This is a genomic window from Galbibacter sp. PAP.153, assembly GCF_037029175.1.
Classification (GTDB): domain Bacteria; phylum Bacteroidota; class Bacteroidia; order Flavobacteriales; family Flavobacteriaceae; genus Galbibacter; species Galbibacter pacificus.
Genome location: NZ_JAZEUN010000005.1, coordinates 1 through 15,710, shown reverse-complemented (window position 1 = coordinate 15,710; position 15,710 = coordinate 1). Strand labels below are relative to the sequence as shown.

21 protein-coding genes are annotated in these 15,710 nt (G+C 39.0%); 17 read left to right on the top strand and 4 right to left on the bottom strand.

Annotated features, from left to right (window positions below; all coding sequences use genetic code 11):
• The first annotated feature begins 16 nt into the window (after nt 1-16).
• The 8 genes from UXI14_RS03670 to UXI14_RS03635 all read left to right on the top strand — a co-directional run bounded on the left by UXI14_RS03670 (nt 17) and on the right by UXI14_RS03635 (nt 5,966).
• On the top strand, nt 17-799 hold the full coding sequence (locus UXI14_RS03670; RefSeq protein WP_335964900.1) for a phage integrase N-terminal SAM-like domain-containing protein: 783 nt from the start codon (nt 17-19) through the stop codon (nt 797-799).
• Nucleotides 705-1,079 carry a tyrosine-type recombinase/integrase gene (locus tag UXI14_RS03665; RefSeq protein ID WP_335964899.1) on the top strand — a complete coding sequence of 125 codons (375 nt, stop codon included), beginning with the start codon at nt 705-707 and terminating at the stop codon, nt 1,077-1,079. The genes UXI14_RS03670 and UXI14_RS03665 overlap by 95 nt, the downstream gene beginning before the upstream one ends.
• A 202-nt stretch (nt 1,080-1,281) precedes the next feature.
• Complete coding sequence (locus UXI14_RS03660; protein ID WP_335964898.1) at nt 1,282-2,190, top strand: J domain-containing protein; 909 nt, start codon at nt 1,282-1,284, stop codon at nt 2,188-2,190.
• Nucleotides 2,191-2,200: 10 nt separating this feature from the next.
• Nucleotides 2,201-2,491: a chaperone modulator CbpM gene (locus UXI14_RS03655; protein ID WP_335964897.1), complete on the top strand. Its 291-nt coding sequence runs from the start codon at nt 2,201-2,203 to the stop codon at nt 2,489-2,491.
• 186 nt (nt 2,492-2,677) lie between these two features.
• Nucleotides 2,678-3,478: a hypothetical protein gene (locus UXI14_RS03650; RefSeq protein ID WP_335964896.1), complete on the top strand. Its 801-nt coding sequence runs from the start codon at nt 2,678-2,680 to the stop codon at nt 3,476-3,478.
• Nucleotides 3,479-3,522: 44 nt separating this feature from the next.
• Nucleotides 3,523-4,155 (top strand): hypothetical protein, encoded by a 633-nt coding sequence (locus UXI14_RS03645; protein ID WP_335964895.1) that lies wholly within the window; start codon nt 3,523-3,525, stop codon nt 4,153-4,155.
• Between the two features lie 65 nt (nt 4,156-4,220).
• On the top strand, nt 4,221-5,264 hold the full coding sequence (locus UXI14_RS03640; protein ID WP_335964894.1) for a hypothetical protein: 1,044 nt from the start codon (nt 4,221-4,223) through the stop codon (nt 5,262-5,264).
• A gap of 54 nt (nt 5,265-5,318) precedes the next feature.
• Nucleotides 5,319-5,966, top strand: coding sequence for a hypothetical protein (locus tag UXI14_RS03635; protein ID WP_335964893.1), 648 nt, complete (start codon nt 5,319-5,321; stop codon nt 5,964-5,966).
• Nucleotides 5,967-6,016: 50 nt separating this feature from the next.
• Here UXI14_RS03635 and UXI14_RS03630 read toward each other — a convergent pair whose 3' ends face one another.
• Together UXI14_RS03630 and glpK are read right to left on the bottom strand one after the other, a co-directional pair.
• Nucleotides 6,017-6,748, bottom strand: a complete 732-nt coding sequence (locus UXI14_RS03630; RefSeq protein ID WP_335964892.1) for an MIP/aquaporin family protein — start codon at nt 6,746-6,748, stop codon at nt 6,017-6,019.
• Nucleotides 6,749-6,753: 5 nt separating this feature from the next.
• A complete protein-coding gene (gene glpK / locus UXI14_RS03625) occupies nt 6,754-8,247 on the bottom strand; it encodes a glycerol kinase GlpK (RefSeq protein WP_335964891.1) in 1,494 nt (497 codons plus the stop codon).
• A gap of 320 nt (nt 8,248-8,567) precedes the next feature.
• Here glpK and UXI14_RS03620 point away from each other — a divergent pair, with 320 nt between their 5' ends.
• The 5 genes from UXI14_RS03620 (at nt 8,568) to UXI14_RS03600 (ending at nt 11,594) form a co-directional block, all read left to right on the top strand.
• Entirely contained in the window at nt 8,568-9,629 is a 1,062-nt protein-coding gene (locus UXI14_RS03620) for an HAD family hydrolase (RefSeq protein WP_335964890.1), read from the top strand.
• A gap of 29 nt (nt 9,630-9,658) precedes the next feature.
• Entirely contained in the window at nt 9,659-10,495 is an 837-nt protein-coding gene (locus UXI14_RS03615; RefSeq protein ID WP_335964889.1) for a hypothetical protein, read from the top strand.
• A gap of 49 nt (nt 10,496-10,544) precedes the next feature.
• The gene (locus tag UXI14_RS03610) at nt 10,545-10,856 is read left to right on the top strand and encodes a hypothetical protein (protein ID WP_335964888.1); all 312 of its coding nucleotides are present in this window, start codon (nt 10,545-10,547) and stop codon (nt 10,854-10,856) included.
• Nucleotides 10,857-10,881: 25 nt separating this feature from the next.
• Nucleotides 10,882-11,130, top strand: coding sequence for a hypothetical protein (locus UXI14_RS03605; protein ID WP_335964887.1), 249 nt, complete (start codon nt 10,882-10,884; stop codon nt 11,128-11,130).
• Between the two features lie 71 nt (nt 11,131-11,201).
• Complete coding sequence (locus UXI14_RS03600) at nt 11,202-11,594, top strand: sulfatase-like hydrolase/transferase (protein WP_335965053.1); 393 nt, start codon at nt 11,202-11,204, stop codon at nt 11,592-11,594.
• Between the two features lie 134 nt (nt 11,595-11,728).
• On the opposite strand, the gene UXI14_RS03595 is transcribed toward UXI14_RS03600, so the two are convergent.
• Both UXI14_RS03595 and UXI14_RS03590 read right to left on the bottom strand, forming a co-directional pair.
• On the bottom strand, nt 11,729-11,860 hold the full coding sequence (locus UXI14_RS03595; RefSeq protein WP_335964886.1) for a hypothetical protein: 132 nt from the start codon (nt 11,858-11,860) through the stop codon (nt 11,729-11,731).
• A 36-nt stretch (nt 11,861-11,896) separates the two neighbouring features.
• Nucleotides 11,897-12,136 (bottom strand): hypothetical protein, encoded by a 240-nt coding sequence (locus UXI14_RS03590; RefSeq protein ID WP_335964884.1) that lies wholly within the window; start codon nt 12,134-12,136, stop codon nt 11,897-11,899.
• 206 nt (nt 12,137-12,342) lie between these two features.
• Here UXI14_RS03590 and UXI14_RS03585 point away from each other — a divergent pair, with 206 nt between their 5' ends.
• The 4 genes from UXI14_RS03585 (at nt 12,343) to UXI14_RS03570 (ending at nt 15,380) form a co-directional block, all read left to right on the top strand.
• Complete coding sequence (locus UXI14_RS03585; RefSeq protein ID WP_335964883.1) at nt 12,343-12,936, top strand: hypothetical protein; 594 nt, start codon at nt 12,343-12,345, stop codon at nt 12,934-12,936.
• Nucleotides 12,918-13,682 carry a hypothetical protein gene (locus UXI14_RS03580; protein ID WP_335964882.1) on the top strand — a complete coding sequence of 255 codons (765 nt, stop codon included), beginning with the start codon at nt 12,918-12,920 and terminating at the stop codon, nt 13,680-13,682. Before UXI14_RS03585 ends, UXI14_RS03580 begins: the two co-directional genes overlap by 19 nt.
• A 142-nt stretch (nt 13,683-13,824) precedes the next feature.
• Nucleotides 13,825-14,871 (top strand): XRE family transcriptional regulator, encoded by a 1,047-nt coding sequence (locus UXI14_RS03575; protein ID WP_335964881.1) that lies wholly within the window; start codon nt 13,825-13,827, stop codon nt 14,869-14,871.
• Nucleotides 14,868-15,380, top strand: a complete 513-nt coding sequence (locus UXI14_RS03570; protein WP_335964880.1) for a hypothetical protein — start codon at nt 14,868-14,870, stop codon at nt 15,378-15,380. The genes UXI14_RS03575 and UXI14_RS03570 overlap by 4 nt, the downstream gene beginning before the upstream one ends.
• Nucleotides 15,381-15,710: the final 330 nt, after the last annotated feature.

The following is a 15,710-nucleotide window of genomic DNA, read 5'->3' as shown; positions in this document are numbered from 1 at the left end:
CTAAATAAAAAATACAATGGAGATTCGTCTATATCAATACCAATTTGGATGTCATAGGGAAAAACCGGTTATTTTTGTCAAGTTCCCGTTTGACCTTAAGCTTAAAGATGCCTTGAGAAAACAATTCCCTTCGGCCAAGTGGAGCAACACCAATAAAGCATGGTACTTGCCCGATTTACCATCGGTAAGGACAGTTTTGGGCCTTCCGCAAAATAACATAGAGCAAAAAAAGGGGTTGCAGATCCATCCTGTTAATCGGGAGGCCTATGCAAAAATGAGAAACCAGTTAGAGCTCAAGGCATATAGCCCCAATACCATCCGGATGTATTTGAGCGAATTTGCACATCTGTTAAAACTCTTGAATGATTATCCGGTAAAAAGGCTTACATCCCAACGTTTAAAAGATTATTTTCTGTATTGTTTAAAACAGGAAAAAATGCGCGAACGAAAAATGAACGGTAAAATAAATGCCATTAAATTTTACTTTGAACAAGTATTGCACCAGCCCAAAATGTTTTTTGACATTCCGCGCCCCAAAAAACCGTTAACATTACCCAAAACACTAAATAAAAGTGAGATAAAACTCCTTTTTAAACAGGTAAAAAACCCAAAACACCTACTCATTCTAAAACTTTGTTACAGTATGGGGCTCCGGGTAAGCGAAGTTGTCCAAATTGGAAGACATAGATATTCGCGATCGTTATGTGCTTATAGCTTCTGCCAAAGGGAAGAAAGATCGCTATGTTCCGTTACCCGAGTCGGTTTTAGGGCTGTTCAATCAATACCGGAAAATATATAAGCCTGAAAAGTTTTTGTTTGAAGGCCAATATGGTGGGGCATACTCGAAAAGTAGTGTGCAGCATGTTTTTAGAAAAGCAATGAAAGCTGCCGGCATTAGAAAAAAAATAGGCATACATGGGCTACGTCATAGCTACGCTTCCCATTTATTGGAAAGTGGTGCAGACATCCGGTTTATCCAGGAATTACTGGGGCATAATTCTATCAAGACCACTCAAATTTATACACATGTGGCACATAGTTCATTAAAATCGGCGCAAAGCCCCCTCGATTTTCTGTAGAATAAAAGATACCGACTTTACTGCATGCTACAGATAAAAGGTAGCCAAAATTAAATGTTTTAAAAGAAATTTTAGGCGAAAAGTAGTTTTACTTTTGGTTGGTTTCTTTAAATATAAACCGACTCATGTTTAATATAAAATACGTATTTTTAATAAGTGGAATTTGTAAAATTTGGTTGAAAAATATAGCTAAACGTTAAATATGGAATTTATTGATTACTACAAAGTACTCGACCTCGATAAAAGCGCTTCTACAGCCGATATAAAAAAAGCCTATAGAAAGTTAGCCAGAAAATACCACCCGGACTTAAACCCGAACAACAAAGAGGCCGAAATAAAATTTAAACAGCTTAATGAAGCCAATGAAGTATTGAGCGATCCCGAAAAACGAAAAAAATACGATCAATATGGAAAGGATTGGCAACATGCCGAAGAATTTGAAAAAGCCAAGCAACAACAACAATATAGCGGACGCCAACAATATTCCTCGGGCGATCCATTTACGTATTCAGGAGGCGCATCAGAAGAAGACTTTTCAGATTTTTTCGAATCGATGTTCGGGAGCAGGGGTTTTGGCAGGCAACAGCGGCAAACCAAGTTCCGCGGACAGGATTTTAACGCCGAGTTTCATTTGGACCTCCGAAGTGCATACGCCACACATAAGCAAACACTTACCGTAAACGGAAAAAATATCAGGATTACCATTCCGGCAGGTATAGAAAACGGCCAGACCATAAAAATTAAAGGACATGGCGCACCGGGTGTAAACGGTGGCCCACATGGCGACCTCTACATAACTTTTTCCATAGCAAACAATACAGCCTTTAAACGGGAAGGCGCCAATTTGTACAAAACCGAAACCATAAACTTAACAACCGCCGTACTTGGCGGAGAGATTACCACCGAAACCTTTGATGGCAAGGTAAAGTTAAAAGTGGCCCCGGGAACCCAAAACGGACAGCAGGTAAAATTAAAGGGAAAAGGATTTCCAGTTTATAAAAAGGAAGGCGCTTATGGCAATTTGTACATTTCTTATCAAATACAAATGCCAACCAAGCTTACCGATGAACAAAAAGAACTGTTTGAAAAATTAAAAAAAGCAAATCTTTAAAATCATAACGATGGCATCAAAATATATCATATCAATATCCGAGTTTTGTAACAATTATGGTGTAGACGAAGTTTTTGTAATGCATTTTACCGAAGCAAAGTTAATTCATCTAAAAAAAGAAGGAGAAAAACAGTTTATACAAGAAGACGAATTGCCAAAACTGGAAAAAATGGTAAGGTTGTATCATGATTTGGGGATAAATCTAGAAGGTTTGGAAACCATAGCTCACCTTTTGGACCGAGTTGATGAAATGAACAAGGAACTACAATCCCTTAAAAATAGGTTACGGCTATATGAATAGTAATCTGCCAAAAACCATCACTTTTATTTCCCCATTTAAAAAACAACCATAACCTAAATGTTGTATATTTGTTTTAACAAGAACATTTATTCTTCCCCTTTCCTATAAAAAACGGCAGGTTTGCCCATACAGGCAACTGTACGTGCTTAATGAAATTTATAGATAACCAATCAATTTAGTTTTACTATGAAAAAATTAAATCTATCACTATTGGTGGTATTATTTTTTTCCATGGGAATGGGTTTTGCACAAGACGCAGACAAACAGGCAAGTGCTGCACAGGCCAACAACCCCTTGGCAAATATGACGGCACTTAACTTTCAAAATTATTATGTCCCAAAATTATCCAACGCCCCAGACGAGGCTTATATGAATACAAGTTGGGTTAGATTTGCCAAACCCTTTGCAGGAGGTAAATTTTTATTGCGGGTATCTTCGGCATTAAGTACCATTGCAATGCCAAATATGGCCACGGGAGTTGTTAATTCAACTAGTGGTCTGGGAGACACCAACGCATTTGTTTCATATAGTTTTGTGTCCAATGCAACAACTACGGTCGGGGCTGGGCCTATGGTAACGGCACCCACCGCCACCGATGAAGTACTGGGCACCGGGAAATGGCAAGGTGGTTTTGCCATCGTGGCCTTTATTGCAAAATCTCCTGTTTTTCAATTTGGAGGACTCGTAACATGGCAGGCTTCTTTTGCCGGACAAAGTGATAGGCAAGATACCAATGGCGCGGCAATTCAACCTTTTTATTTCTGGCAACTTGGTAAAGGCACTTATTTAAGGGGTGCACCCATATGGTATTTCGATTTTAAAAGTAATGCTTATAGCGTGCCAATAGGCTTAGGTATCGGGAAAGTGGTTAATGTTGGTAAAACAATGGTAAACTGCTTTGTTGAACCGCAATATTCTATGCTTACAAGTGGTACACAGCCACAGTTTCAGTTATTTGCTGGTATAAATTTACAGTTTATGGAGTAAATGCAGGACTTGAAAGATTACATTACAAGTTAAACAAGCTTTTCATGAAAATATTTAACAGGTCTACAAATGCAGTTATTATAGGTGGGGTGTTTTTTTTAACGCCATTGCTTATTTTAATAATATTAATTAGTCATGCCCTTAAACTGTTATTTCCTATTGGGAGAAAATTGGTAGACCTGCTTTCCATACATTCGCTGTTTGGCGCGGCAACTGTAACTATAATTACCGTTTTTATTTTGCTGTTAATATGCTACATAAGCGGGTTTTTGGTACAAAAAGGCTTGGTGAACGATTGGGGGCAGAAAATGGAAGATAAACTGTTTTTACTTTTCCCCAGCATGCAAATGTTAAAATACCGTTTGTTAGGTGATAAACCAAAGGCAAAACATAAAAGAAGCGAAAACTGGAAAGCAATATTGCTACAAGAAGAATTGTATTACCGCGTTGCGTTTATTACAGGAACCAAAGATAATTATTACAGCATATTTATTCCCGATGCCCCAAAATTGGATGCCGGGGAAGTAAGGTTTTTTTTAATTAAAAATTGCAGGTATATCCCTATTTCCATGAAGGAAGCCATGAAAGCGCTCAACAGTTTTGGTAGAGATGCCAACTTTGGTGGGGAACTATTGGAAAAGCCTGATAAAACAATCGAAAAAAATCTAGTTAGATAGTATAACCTTAGTTTAAAACAGTATTAGCGATATACAAAAAACACCATATATTGAAAATAAACCGAATGAAAGTCCCAAAATCAACAAAAACTTTAAACAACATTCTAATTATATGTGTCCTTTTTCTGTCACACGGCCTTTTAGCTCAGGATGTAGCCATTAAAAAGAAGGACCAAGCACATATAGACAGTTTAAAAAGCACACCATACCCTTATTTTTTGCCTATTTATGGAGACCGCGTTCAAAAATTGGGGCACGATTTGCCATTGCCTTTTGGTATTATGGTAAATTATGTGGGTCAGGAAACAAGGTTGGACATCACCAATATGCAACTTAGCTTTGACGGTAGCGAGTTTGTCCCCATGGAGTTCATTCAGTTTGATACGGTAAAAAACACGGCGCATGTGGTAAACGTTAGGGCAGATGCATGGATATTTCCATTTTGGAACGTATATGCACTTTATGCGCGGACCCAAAGCATTAATAATATTGAGCTGATATCTCCTTTTGAATTTGAAATCCCTACAGAACCAACGGCAGATACTTATGGAATGGGAACCGTATTGGCTTACGGATCTGGAAATTATTTTGCTGTGGCAAACTTCAATGCAGCCTGGTCGCATATAAGTTCGTTAAACGAGCCCGTTTTTGGTACTATAACCTCATTCAGGGTTGGGCGCAGTTTTGGCTTCAGGAAGCGTTATCATAATATCAATTTAAGCATTGGGTTACAGCATCAATATTTGGCAAGGAATTCAACGGGTTCATTACCCTTAAAAGATGTTTTTTCGAGGTTCGACCAAGCAAAACTTCAGGAAATCAAAGACGAAATAGGCGATGCTGCTCATAATTGGTACGACGACTTACGGCCTTCGCAAAAAATTATAGTTGATAAATTGGTGACCGAAATAGATAATTGGCTGACAGGAAGGACGCCAGGCGATGCCGAATTGGGCTATCGTTTTGACAAAGAACCGCTGGGAAGTGTTTCCCTTCAATTGGGGGTGCAATACAATCATGGTAAAAGTTGGTGGTACCGAATGGAAACCGGTGTAGGACGCGGGCGGGTCCAAATCTTGCTATCGGCTAATTACCGATTCGGACTTTAAGGGAATAATTAAGAATTGAAATACAGATAAAATTGAATATTAAATCAAGACGCTATGAAAAAAATATGTTTTATTATGGTGTTTCTGTTAGGTACAGGAGCCATCTTTGCACAAGATTTTAATGTGACAGTTTACGGAAGTTATGTTTTCGATGATAGCTTCGACTCGTATTACGATTACAATGCATATTACAACGGGAAAATTAAAGGAGGTTTGCAATGGGGGATAGGTGGTGAATACAAACCAAGCCCTTATATGGGGGTAGAGTTAACATACTTCCGCCAAGATACCGATTCGCCTACCACCTACCAAACGCTTTATTCCAATGGGGTGCAAAGAACTAACTTCGATTTGGGCATTAATTATTTAATGTTGGGCGGGAATAGATATTTTAGCAGTCTTAATGCGCCTTTTCAGGGTTTTGGAGGGTTAATGGCTGGAGTTATGTTTGCCAATTTGCATAATCCGGACCTCGATAGGGATTCTGATGTTACTAAATTTAGCTGGGGCGCAAAACTCGGAGGTATTTATTGGATGAGCGATTATGTGGGGATAAAGCTTCAAGCACAATTATTATCGGCTGTACAAGCTGCCGGGGGCGGGTTTTATTTTAGTGCATATGGTCCGCAAACGGGCGTGACTACCTATTCGACCATTTACCAATTTAGTTTGGGCGGCGGACTCGTTTTTAGTTTGAATTAAAATTGAAATTAATATAACTGAAAAAGCTGCTTTGTGCAGCTTTTTTCATTTTATTTCAGAAGTAAAAAAAGAATTGCTGCTAAAACAGCTCCTATAATTGGGCCCACAATGGGAATCCATGCATAATGCCAATTGCTTGATCCTTTTCGGTCAACGGGAATAATAAAATGGACAATTCGTGGCCCTAAATCACGAGCCGGATTTATGGCATAACCTGTTGTGCCGCCAAGCGATAAGCCAATAACCCATACCAAAAAAGCAACGGGAACGGCACCTAAAGAACCCATGCCGATTGGAGTTTGGGCATGATCCCCCATAGTGGGGTCGGTGAAATAGAAAATAGCAAAAATCAACACAAAAGTTCCAATAACTTCACTTAACATATTAGAAAATGTATTTTGGATGGCCGGGGAAGTACAAAAAGTTGCAAGCTTGGTTGCCGGGTCTTCGGTTTCGTCATAATGGTTTTTATACATAAGCCATACGGTAAAACTTCCCAGTATGGCGCCAATAAGCTGGGCTGTAATATAAACGGGAACCAGGGCCCAAGAAAACTTTCCGGCAACGGCTAGCCCAATTGTTACGGCTGGGTTTAAGTGTGCGCCGCTGTATGGGGCGGCAATGACAACGCCTATAAAAACGGCCAAGGCCCAACCCGTGGTAATAACGATCCATCCGGATCCATGGCCTTTTGTTTTGTTTAAAATAACATTGGCTACCACTCCATTTCCTAGGAGGATAAGCATAAAAGTTCCTATAATTTCTGCTGTAAATACCGACATATTTATTAAGATTGTTTAGACCAAGCATTCGTGGCACGAAATGCCTTTTGCCATTCTATGAGTTGCTCTTCAATTTTTTTATTTAACTGCGGAAGGTATTGTTTGTCTACGGTCCACTTTTGTTTAATTTCTTCCATGTTCTTCCAATAGCCTACCCCTAGGCCGGCCAAGTATGCGGCCCCAAGTGCAGTTACTTCGGTGGTGCCGGGTTTTACTATTTTGGTATTTAATATATCCGATTGGAATTGCATTAAAAAATTATTGGTCGTAGCACCACCATCTACCCGAAGTTCTCTAATGGAAATTTCTGCATCGGCTTCCATGGCCTTGAGTACGTCGTATGTTTGAAAAGCTATACTTTCCAGAGAAGCCCTCACGATGTGGTTTAGATTTGTGCCCCGGGTAATGCCTACCATTGTTCCCCTTGCATGCTGGTTCCAATAAGGTGCTCCCAAACCAGTAAATGCAGGAACAAAATAAACGCCATCTGTGCTATCGACACTCGTTGCCATTTTTTCTGATTGTGAAGCCGATTTAAGAATACCCAGTCCGTCACGGAGCCATTGCACAACAGCTCCCGCAATAAAAATACTTCCTTCAAGTGCATAATTAATTTGGCCCTCAATTTTCCAGGCAATGGTAGTAACGAGCCTGTTTTTGGATACAATGGGCTTTTCGCCAATGTTCATCAGCATAAAACATCCGGTGCCATAGGTGTTTTTTACCATACCGGGTTTGGTGCACATTTGTCCAAACAAAGCTGCATGTTGGTCGCCGGCAATGCCACTAATGGGGATTTTCTTTGCAAATAAGGCCCCCGATGTTTCTGTAATGTTTCCACTGGAATCGCATACGTCGGGCAACATAGATTTTGGAATATCAAAGAGTTCCAATAATTCGTCGTCCCAATTCAACGTATGGATGTTGTATAAAAGCGTTCTGGAAGCGTTGGTAACGTCGGTAATATGTTTTTCGCCATTGGTAAGGTTCCAAACCAACCAAGAGTCTACAGTGCCAAAAATAAGGTCGTTTTTATTTGCCATCGCTTTGGCTCCTTCAACATGGTCTAATATCCATTTTACCTTCGTGGCCACAAAATAGGCATCTATAACCAGACCTGTTTTTTTTCTTATGATATCTTCCCAACCTTCTTCTATAAGTTGATCACAATAACCGGAAGTTCTTCTGTCCTGCCAAACAATGGCATTGTAAATAGGTTCGCCCGTTTTTTTGTTCCAGACAATAGTGGTTTCACGTTGGTTGGTAATTCCAATTGCCGCAATTTCATTGCTAGTAATTTTAGCTTTAGACACAGCTTCGGCGGCAACAGCAATTTGAGAGGACCAAATTTCATCCGGATGGTGCTCTACCCAACCCGGTTTTGGGAAGATTTGGGTGAATTCTTTTTGTGCAGTTGCTTTTGAGTTTCCTTTTTCATCAAAAACAATGGCACGGGAGCTAGTGGTCCCTTGGTCGAACGCTAAAATATATTGTGACATTGGCGGTGTTTTAATTTAAGTTTTGGCATTAGCGCTTGTCAATTTCGTAAAAAAATATCATTTAAATAACGATTCGAAAAAAATATGTTTACAAATTCAACGACTTTGTGTTGGGATTACAATTTTAATAGTATCTTTAATAAGTGTAAACAAGTAAATTACAAACAAATAGATGCTTTAACTTTTATTTTTTTGTAAATGATAAATTCCCCCCTCCTGCGAGATTCCCCTCAAGCTTCAATAAAAAGCAATGCTTCTTTATGTAAATTTTAATGAAAGTATTGAAAGATTGTAAAATATATTTTTCAAATAAAAGAGCTATGAAAATTGAAATTAAACCACTAAAAGTTTATTTGTTGGGGCTTATGGTAGTGCTTAGCACCCTATTGTCATGTCAATCCAAAACAGAAACTAAAACAGACACAGAAACAATACCTGTTTCTAAACCTATTGCGGCGGCCGATCCCTTGCCGTCCTGGAATAACGGGAAAACAAAAAAAGCCATTATGGATTATGTAGAAGAAATAACCAATGAGAATAGCGAGCGTTTTATCCCCAAGGCAGACCGAATTGCCACTTTTGATAACGATGGTACTTTATGGTCTGAAAAGCCCATTTATTTCCAGTTCTTTTTTGCCATCGACCGGGTAAAGGCCATGGCGGCCGACCATCCGGAATGGAAGAACAAGCAACCTTTTAAGGCAGTTCTGGAAAACGACATGCCAACATTGATGGAACAAGGCGAAAAAGGGCTCCTGGAAATAGTTATGGCAACACATGCAGGGGTGTCTACCGATGAGTTCGAGGCAATAGTGAAAGACTGGATTGCTACGGCGCAACATCCTGAAAAAAAGAAACCTTATACCGATCTGGTATACCAACCAATGCTGGAACTTTTAAACTATTTAAGGATGAACGATTTTAAAACCTTTATAGTTTCTGGCGGCGGAATTGAATTTATGCGCCCATGGGCAGAAGGGGTATATGGTATTCCTAAAAATCAGGTAATAGGGAGCAGTGTAAAAACAGAGTACGATTACAATGATGGTAGCCCGGTAATCAAACGATTGCCCGCTATAGATTTGGTAGACGACAAGGAAGGAAAACCCGTAGGGATAAACAGGTACATAGGCCGTAAACCGGTGTTTGCAGCTGGGAATTCCGATGGCGATCTGCAAATGTTAAGATGGACTGATGCTAATAAATACAAAAGCTTCAAATTGTATGTGCACCACACCGATTCCATAAGAGAATGGTCTTATGATAGAAAATCGCCCGTCGGGACATTCGATAAGGCACTTGACGAAGCTAACGAAAAAGGGTGGACCATAGCCAGCATGAAAGACGACTGGAAAGTTATATATCCTTATGAGGTTAAATAACCCAAACCATATATTAACATCTTCGGCCAATGTACATAGCTATTAAAACATACATTACTTGCATCTTGCTAATTATGGTATCACCGTTCATGTTTTCGCAGGAAGACAGTAATGAACAAGAAGTTACAGGGAATCAAGATGGTAAAACTTCTGTAGAACTATCACAACAGGTAATTAACCCGACCACTTTGGCATGGCAACTTCAGTTGGAAGAGTTTGTGATTTTTGATACCGAAAATACCGATGGGATAGCACAAAACTTTAGATTAAGGGGAATAATCCCATTAGAAAAAGGGGCTCTTGTTCCACTGCCCCAGCTTATTAGGGTTATTGCTTTTTTGAATACCGCTCCCAATGGAGTTACTGGTCTGGGCGATATTACTTTAAACCAATTCTTTATTCTTATGAAAGAGCAATGGGGGCAATTTGGTGCGGGGTGGAATTTAACTGTTCCAACTGCTACCGCACCCGAACTGGGCTCTTCTCAATTACAGATTGGCCCGGCATTTACTGTTACTTTTACCGATTTAGGGAACTGGCAAATGTATTGGATTTGGGAAAATTTCTTTTCCATAAGTAAAAACGATGAATTTGGTTCTAACAACTTTGCCGTTTTACAACCCAATATTTTCTATACGTGGCCTAATGGGGTATATGCAGGGATGGAGCCCGAATGGCAAATAGATTACCAGACCGGGAAGGTTGCCATTCCTATGAATTTTAGAGTCGGGTACATCTGGTCTGGAAAATTAAAATACAACGCCTATATCGAGCCTGAAATTATGGCTTACCGATCAGATGATTATACAAGGAACCTCACCAATTGGGGGATTCGGCTCGGTTTTAGATGGTATATCCCTATGTGAAAATTTATTGTAAACTTAAGAATGTATCCAACTATAAAATTATATAATTATGAAAAGAACACTGAAAAGTGGTTTTGTTTCCTGTCTTGTGCTTTTATGTTTAGCTTTATGTACATATAGTTGCAAACAGTCTGATTCTGATGCTCAAGATATAGGACAATCATCATCTGCAACAGACGATGGTTTTAAAGGTAAAATAGAATTGGACATTCGGGATTCAAAATCCGATTGGGCTGCTTACATACCTAAATCTGCTCCTAAGGGTGCTACCAATATTTTATTTGTATTGTACGACGATACCGGGCTGGGAGCTTGGTTGCCTATGGAGGGCGTATTAATATGCCAACACTGGATAGGTTAGCTGCATATGGATTAACCTATACGTAATGGCATACCACAGTTTTGTGTTCGCCTACACGCTCTACTTTCTTACCGGTAGAAATCATCATTTAAACAGGATGGCATCTATTACCGAAACAGTTGATGGTTACCCGCGGTCCAATGGGCATGTGCCGGATGATTGTGCTCCTTTTACACAGATACTAAGAGACAATGGTTGGAGTACTTTTTGGATTGGTAAAAACCACAATGTTCCCGAGCAAGATATAGCTCCGGGAGGAAGTCGTTCAGAATGACCTACACAAAACGGTTTTGATCGTTTTTATGGTTTTCTTGGAGGTGAAACCAACAACTGATATCCCGCTTGGTGGAAGACAATCATTTTATAGACCAACCTTATTCACCAGAAGAAGGTTATCACATGTCTAAAGACTTAGCCGATCAAGCTATTAAAATGTTACGTGACAAAAATGCTACCAATCCATCAAAACCGTTCTACATGTGGTTTAACCCAGGGGTAAACCATGCACCGCACCATTCTCCGGCTGCATATACTGCTAAATATAAAGGAAAGTTTGACGATGGTTATGATGCTTACCGCCATTGGGTGGATAGGGCGGGTAAAGTGATCCACTTGCAGCGGATTTCACCCGCCACGAGTGGTATACTATCCCCGTTTTTTGCACTTTTTTGGAAGGATTATCATTTTTATCACTGCACTCATAACGAAACAGTTTTGTCCGTTCCAGAACTTCCCTGACGAATTCCTCAGTATCCAGAATTGGGATGGTCATCATCCGGCTGAACAGGTTGGAGATGGTGTAAAATTCGTTGTCCAGAAATTTTTGGAAAAGCAATTCTAACTTCGGCATGATCAGTTGTATACTGTTCCTGCTATGTTTTACGGAAAAGGCAATATGTGACTGTGCTACGTGCAGGCAGGCCGTTGGCACATATTTTTCTAAAGAAACCAAAATGTCCTGAAGTCTTTTCACTGCCATCGTAGGAATTGATGAACCGCAGCATCGGTAGTATCTGATCCTCCCTATGATTTACCGTAAACTAGGAATTATCTTCAATGATAAAATCCATACTGAAGGACCGATCAGACCTGTTGATGGTCTGACGGTGATAGTCCAAACGGGAGTCAATGAGCATCTGCTCGGCCTTTTTGAAGAAAAGTTCATTAGGAATATGGCTATAGCTTTTTGACACTATGTTGACAATCTTACCATTAGAGATAATGGCATTTTCTAATCCTCTTCGGAGTTCCATGGAGGTGAGTTCTCTTAAAGGTTTCATTTCTGTAGGTATGCAAATATTTTGCGGGTTTAACTTTCGGTAATATTGTATGAATATATAACTATGTATTGCTTATTCCTTTGGAAGTACTGCTAAGCGAACTTAACCCATTTCTGTCCCTTTATTGTGCCTATTCTTGGATATAATTATCAATAATGTCTTATATTTCTAATTATGATTTCAAATAGCTTATAATATTGGATTAAATGGAAATACAAGATATACCGGAACTATATAATAGTCCCTATTTAATGAATAACCCAAATGAGAAGATTATTATCCATAGTGGGGCTTTTGTTTTAAAGAACGCAGAAAAGAATATTGAGGATATTTCTGTTATTGGTACAATTGTACTTACTTGGTTTCCTGGAATAAACGTCATACTCGAAGGAGAGGTTAAGGTAAATCATCCTTTTGAGGTTTTTCAATGGATAACGGAGGATAATTACTATAACGTAATCATAGATGAAGATAACATAGGAAATTGCTTTATTACCAATCATGGTAATGCAAGAACAGTAGAAGACGAAACAATAGTTGATATCAAAGCTGTGTTTAGTTCTTCGGTTGTTTTGGGAAACATATCGGAAAGAGTGAATGAGATTCGTTTTAGCCTACCTAATATCAAAAGATTTCCGGGAGATGTAGTTCGACATGGAACAAGAACATATAGTAATCGTATTAGTTTAAGTTACGATGGAATAGAAATTAATATTGATTTGTCAGCAGATTATAAGGAGTTATATGACAAGCTGAAAAATGAAGGAGGATATATATATTTTTGGCAAGCGGCATTTTAAAAAGCGACAAGCCGATTAAAGAAGAGAAAGCTAAGGACATTTTATTTTGTCTTAGTAGGTTCCTGACATTTCTAAATGGGAGAAGGTTATCGTCTTTTTGCAGGCAAGGTTATTTGGGTGGAGAAATTCAATGGACTGATTTTTCGAATTATCATGTTGATATTCATAAAAACAGTCCTTCTGTTGTGCCTGTATATGATTTTATAAACTTTAATGATTTATGGGAAGGTTTTCGAAAGCTGTGGATACAGGATCAAGATTTTATAAGGACATCAGTTCATTGGTTTGTAGAAGCAAATAATAATTCAATATTCATTGAAGGGGCTATAATTTTGTCGCAAACAAATTTGGAATTGCTATTTAACTGGCTGATCGTAGAAAGCAGAAAGATTATTTTGGGTAGGGATGGTGAAAATATGAGTGCAGCTAATAAGATTAGAGTGCTATTGTCACAAATAAATCTTTCGGCTGAAGTACCAGAGGAATGTGTGGAACTTTTAGGATATTTAAGTAGAAATAACAATTTTCAGGAAGGGGATGGTCCGGAAATAATAACTTTTATTCGAAACGCTATTGTACATTCTCAAAAGAAAAAGCGAGTTAAATTAGAAGAAATTGATAGGCTGGTAAGACATGAGACTTTACGGCTTAGTTTGTGGTATATTGAACGTGTACTATTGCATATTCTGGATTATAAAGGCAAGTATTATAACAGGATTTCGAGAAAAGTAGAAATGATAGCTTAGATTTATAAGTGGTTGATGACCCTAATACATAAGCTTTAAATGGGGGCATTGTTTTTTTTAACTTCACCGGTGAGAATGGCGTGTCTATTGCTTTTTAGTTTACAAATTTGTATATTTGCATTGTTTTGTAAACCTTGTCACTATGAAAGAACTATTTGCCAAACGATTAAAAAGTGCCCGTATTCTTGCTGCAATTTCGCAGGATGAGCTCGTTGCCCGTATTGAGGGGATGGTGTCCAAAAATGCCATTTCGAAATATGAGCGCGGGGAAATGATGCCTAATGGCAAGGTATTGATCGTTTTGGCGAAGGCCTTGGGAGTTAAACCGGATTACTTCTTCCGGGAGTTCAATGTTGAGATTGAACAGATAGAATTCAGGAAAAAAAGTAAACTCGGTGTAAAAAGGGTAAATGCCATCCGGGAAAAGGTAGTCGACATTGTGGAGCGATACCTAGAGTTGGAGCAGTTTCTCAGCATAAAATCGGAATTTCGAAACCCGATAGCCCATTTGGTGATTAAGAACCAGGATGATATTGAAAACGCAGTCAATTTATTGCTAAAAAAATGGAAATTGGGTCTTAATGCTCTGCCTAATGTTATAGAACTGTTAGAGGATAAAGAAATAAAGGTCATCGAGATTGACGCTCCGGAAGCCTTTGATGGATTTTCGGGTTGGGCTGATCGTAAATTCCCGGTTATTGTATTAAATCAGAACTTTAGTATTGAACGGAAACGTTTAACTGCACTTCACGAACTGGGTCATTTATTGCTCAATTTTTCAGATCAATTGGAGCACAAGGAGGTTGAACGAAAGTGTTTTCAATTTGCTGCTGCCATGTTGATTCCGGAAGAGACTTTTAAAATTGAACTTGGGGGGAAACGTACCCATATCTCCCTCCCTGAGTTAGTTTCGATTAAAGAGACCTATGGTATTTCCATTCAGGCTATCATGGCCCGGGCTAAGGATTTGGGTGTTATTTCGGAGCACCTGTTCATTAATTTCAGGAAATGGATCTCTAGGAATAAGACCGAAGCAGGGCTTGGTAGTTATATCGGAAAGGAGAATTCAAACAGGTTTAAACAGTTGTTATACCGTGCGGCTTCCGAGGAGGTAATTTCACTAAGTAAAGCCGCCAATTTATCCAATCAGAAATTGGCAGCATTTCGTAAAGAATTTGTTGCCATATGAGAATTGTTGTCAACGATGCCAATATTTTAATTGACCTGGTGGATTTGGGACTCCTACCTCATTTCTTTGCATTGGAATTTGAGTTTTTAACGACATCTTTGGTTTTGGATGAATTGTTTGACGAACAACAGGAAGCACTTTTGCCTTATATAGATGGTGATGTTTTAGAGGTACATGATATGGAAGCCGATGATCTTATAGCGATCACTATAATACAACAGGGTAAACCCAAGCTATCACAGCAGGATTGTTCTGCTTTTTACCAAGCACAAAAGAATGAGGGGACGTTGCTTACCAGCGACAATGCCTTAAGAAAGTTTGCTAAAGAAAAGGCGGTAGAGGTTCATGGTCACTTATGGGTCTTTGATTGTATGGTAGCGGCAGAGACCATATCTCCGGAACGGGCGTCGGAGAAATTGAAAGAATTATGTGAAGTCATAAACCCTAAGCTTAACCTGCCCAAAAAGGAATGCGATAGGCGATTTCAAGAGTGGGGTGAGGATATGTAATCTTTATCAGGATTCAAAACAATCTCAACTGATTTTTCTTCAAATTATCTATCTTTTTTTGTTGAAGGTAGTTCTTCCATTTTTGAGACTGGCCTTCTATATTCAAGGGATGGATAACATACTGTTTGGGGGACATTCCATTTAATTTTCCTTCAAACAACAGATGGAGCGATAGCCGGTTTCAATATTAGAGAGGGGGTGCTGTCCGTACCGAAGGATGTGATACCCGGCCGAGGCAAAATAGTTTTCGAGTTTACCTTCCGAAAAACTATTGTATCAAGTTTTTATACGTTTTACGTAAGAATAAAACAGGAGGTAAATCTAATTATA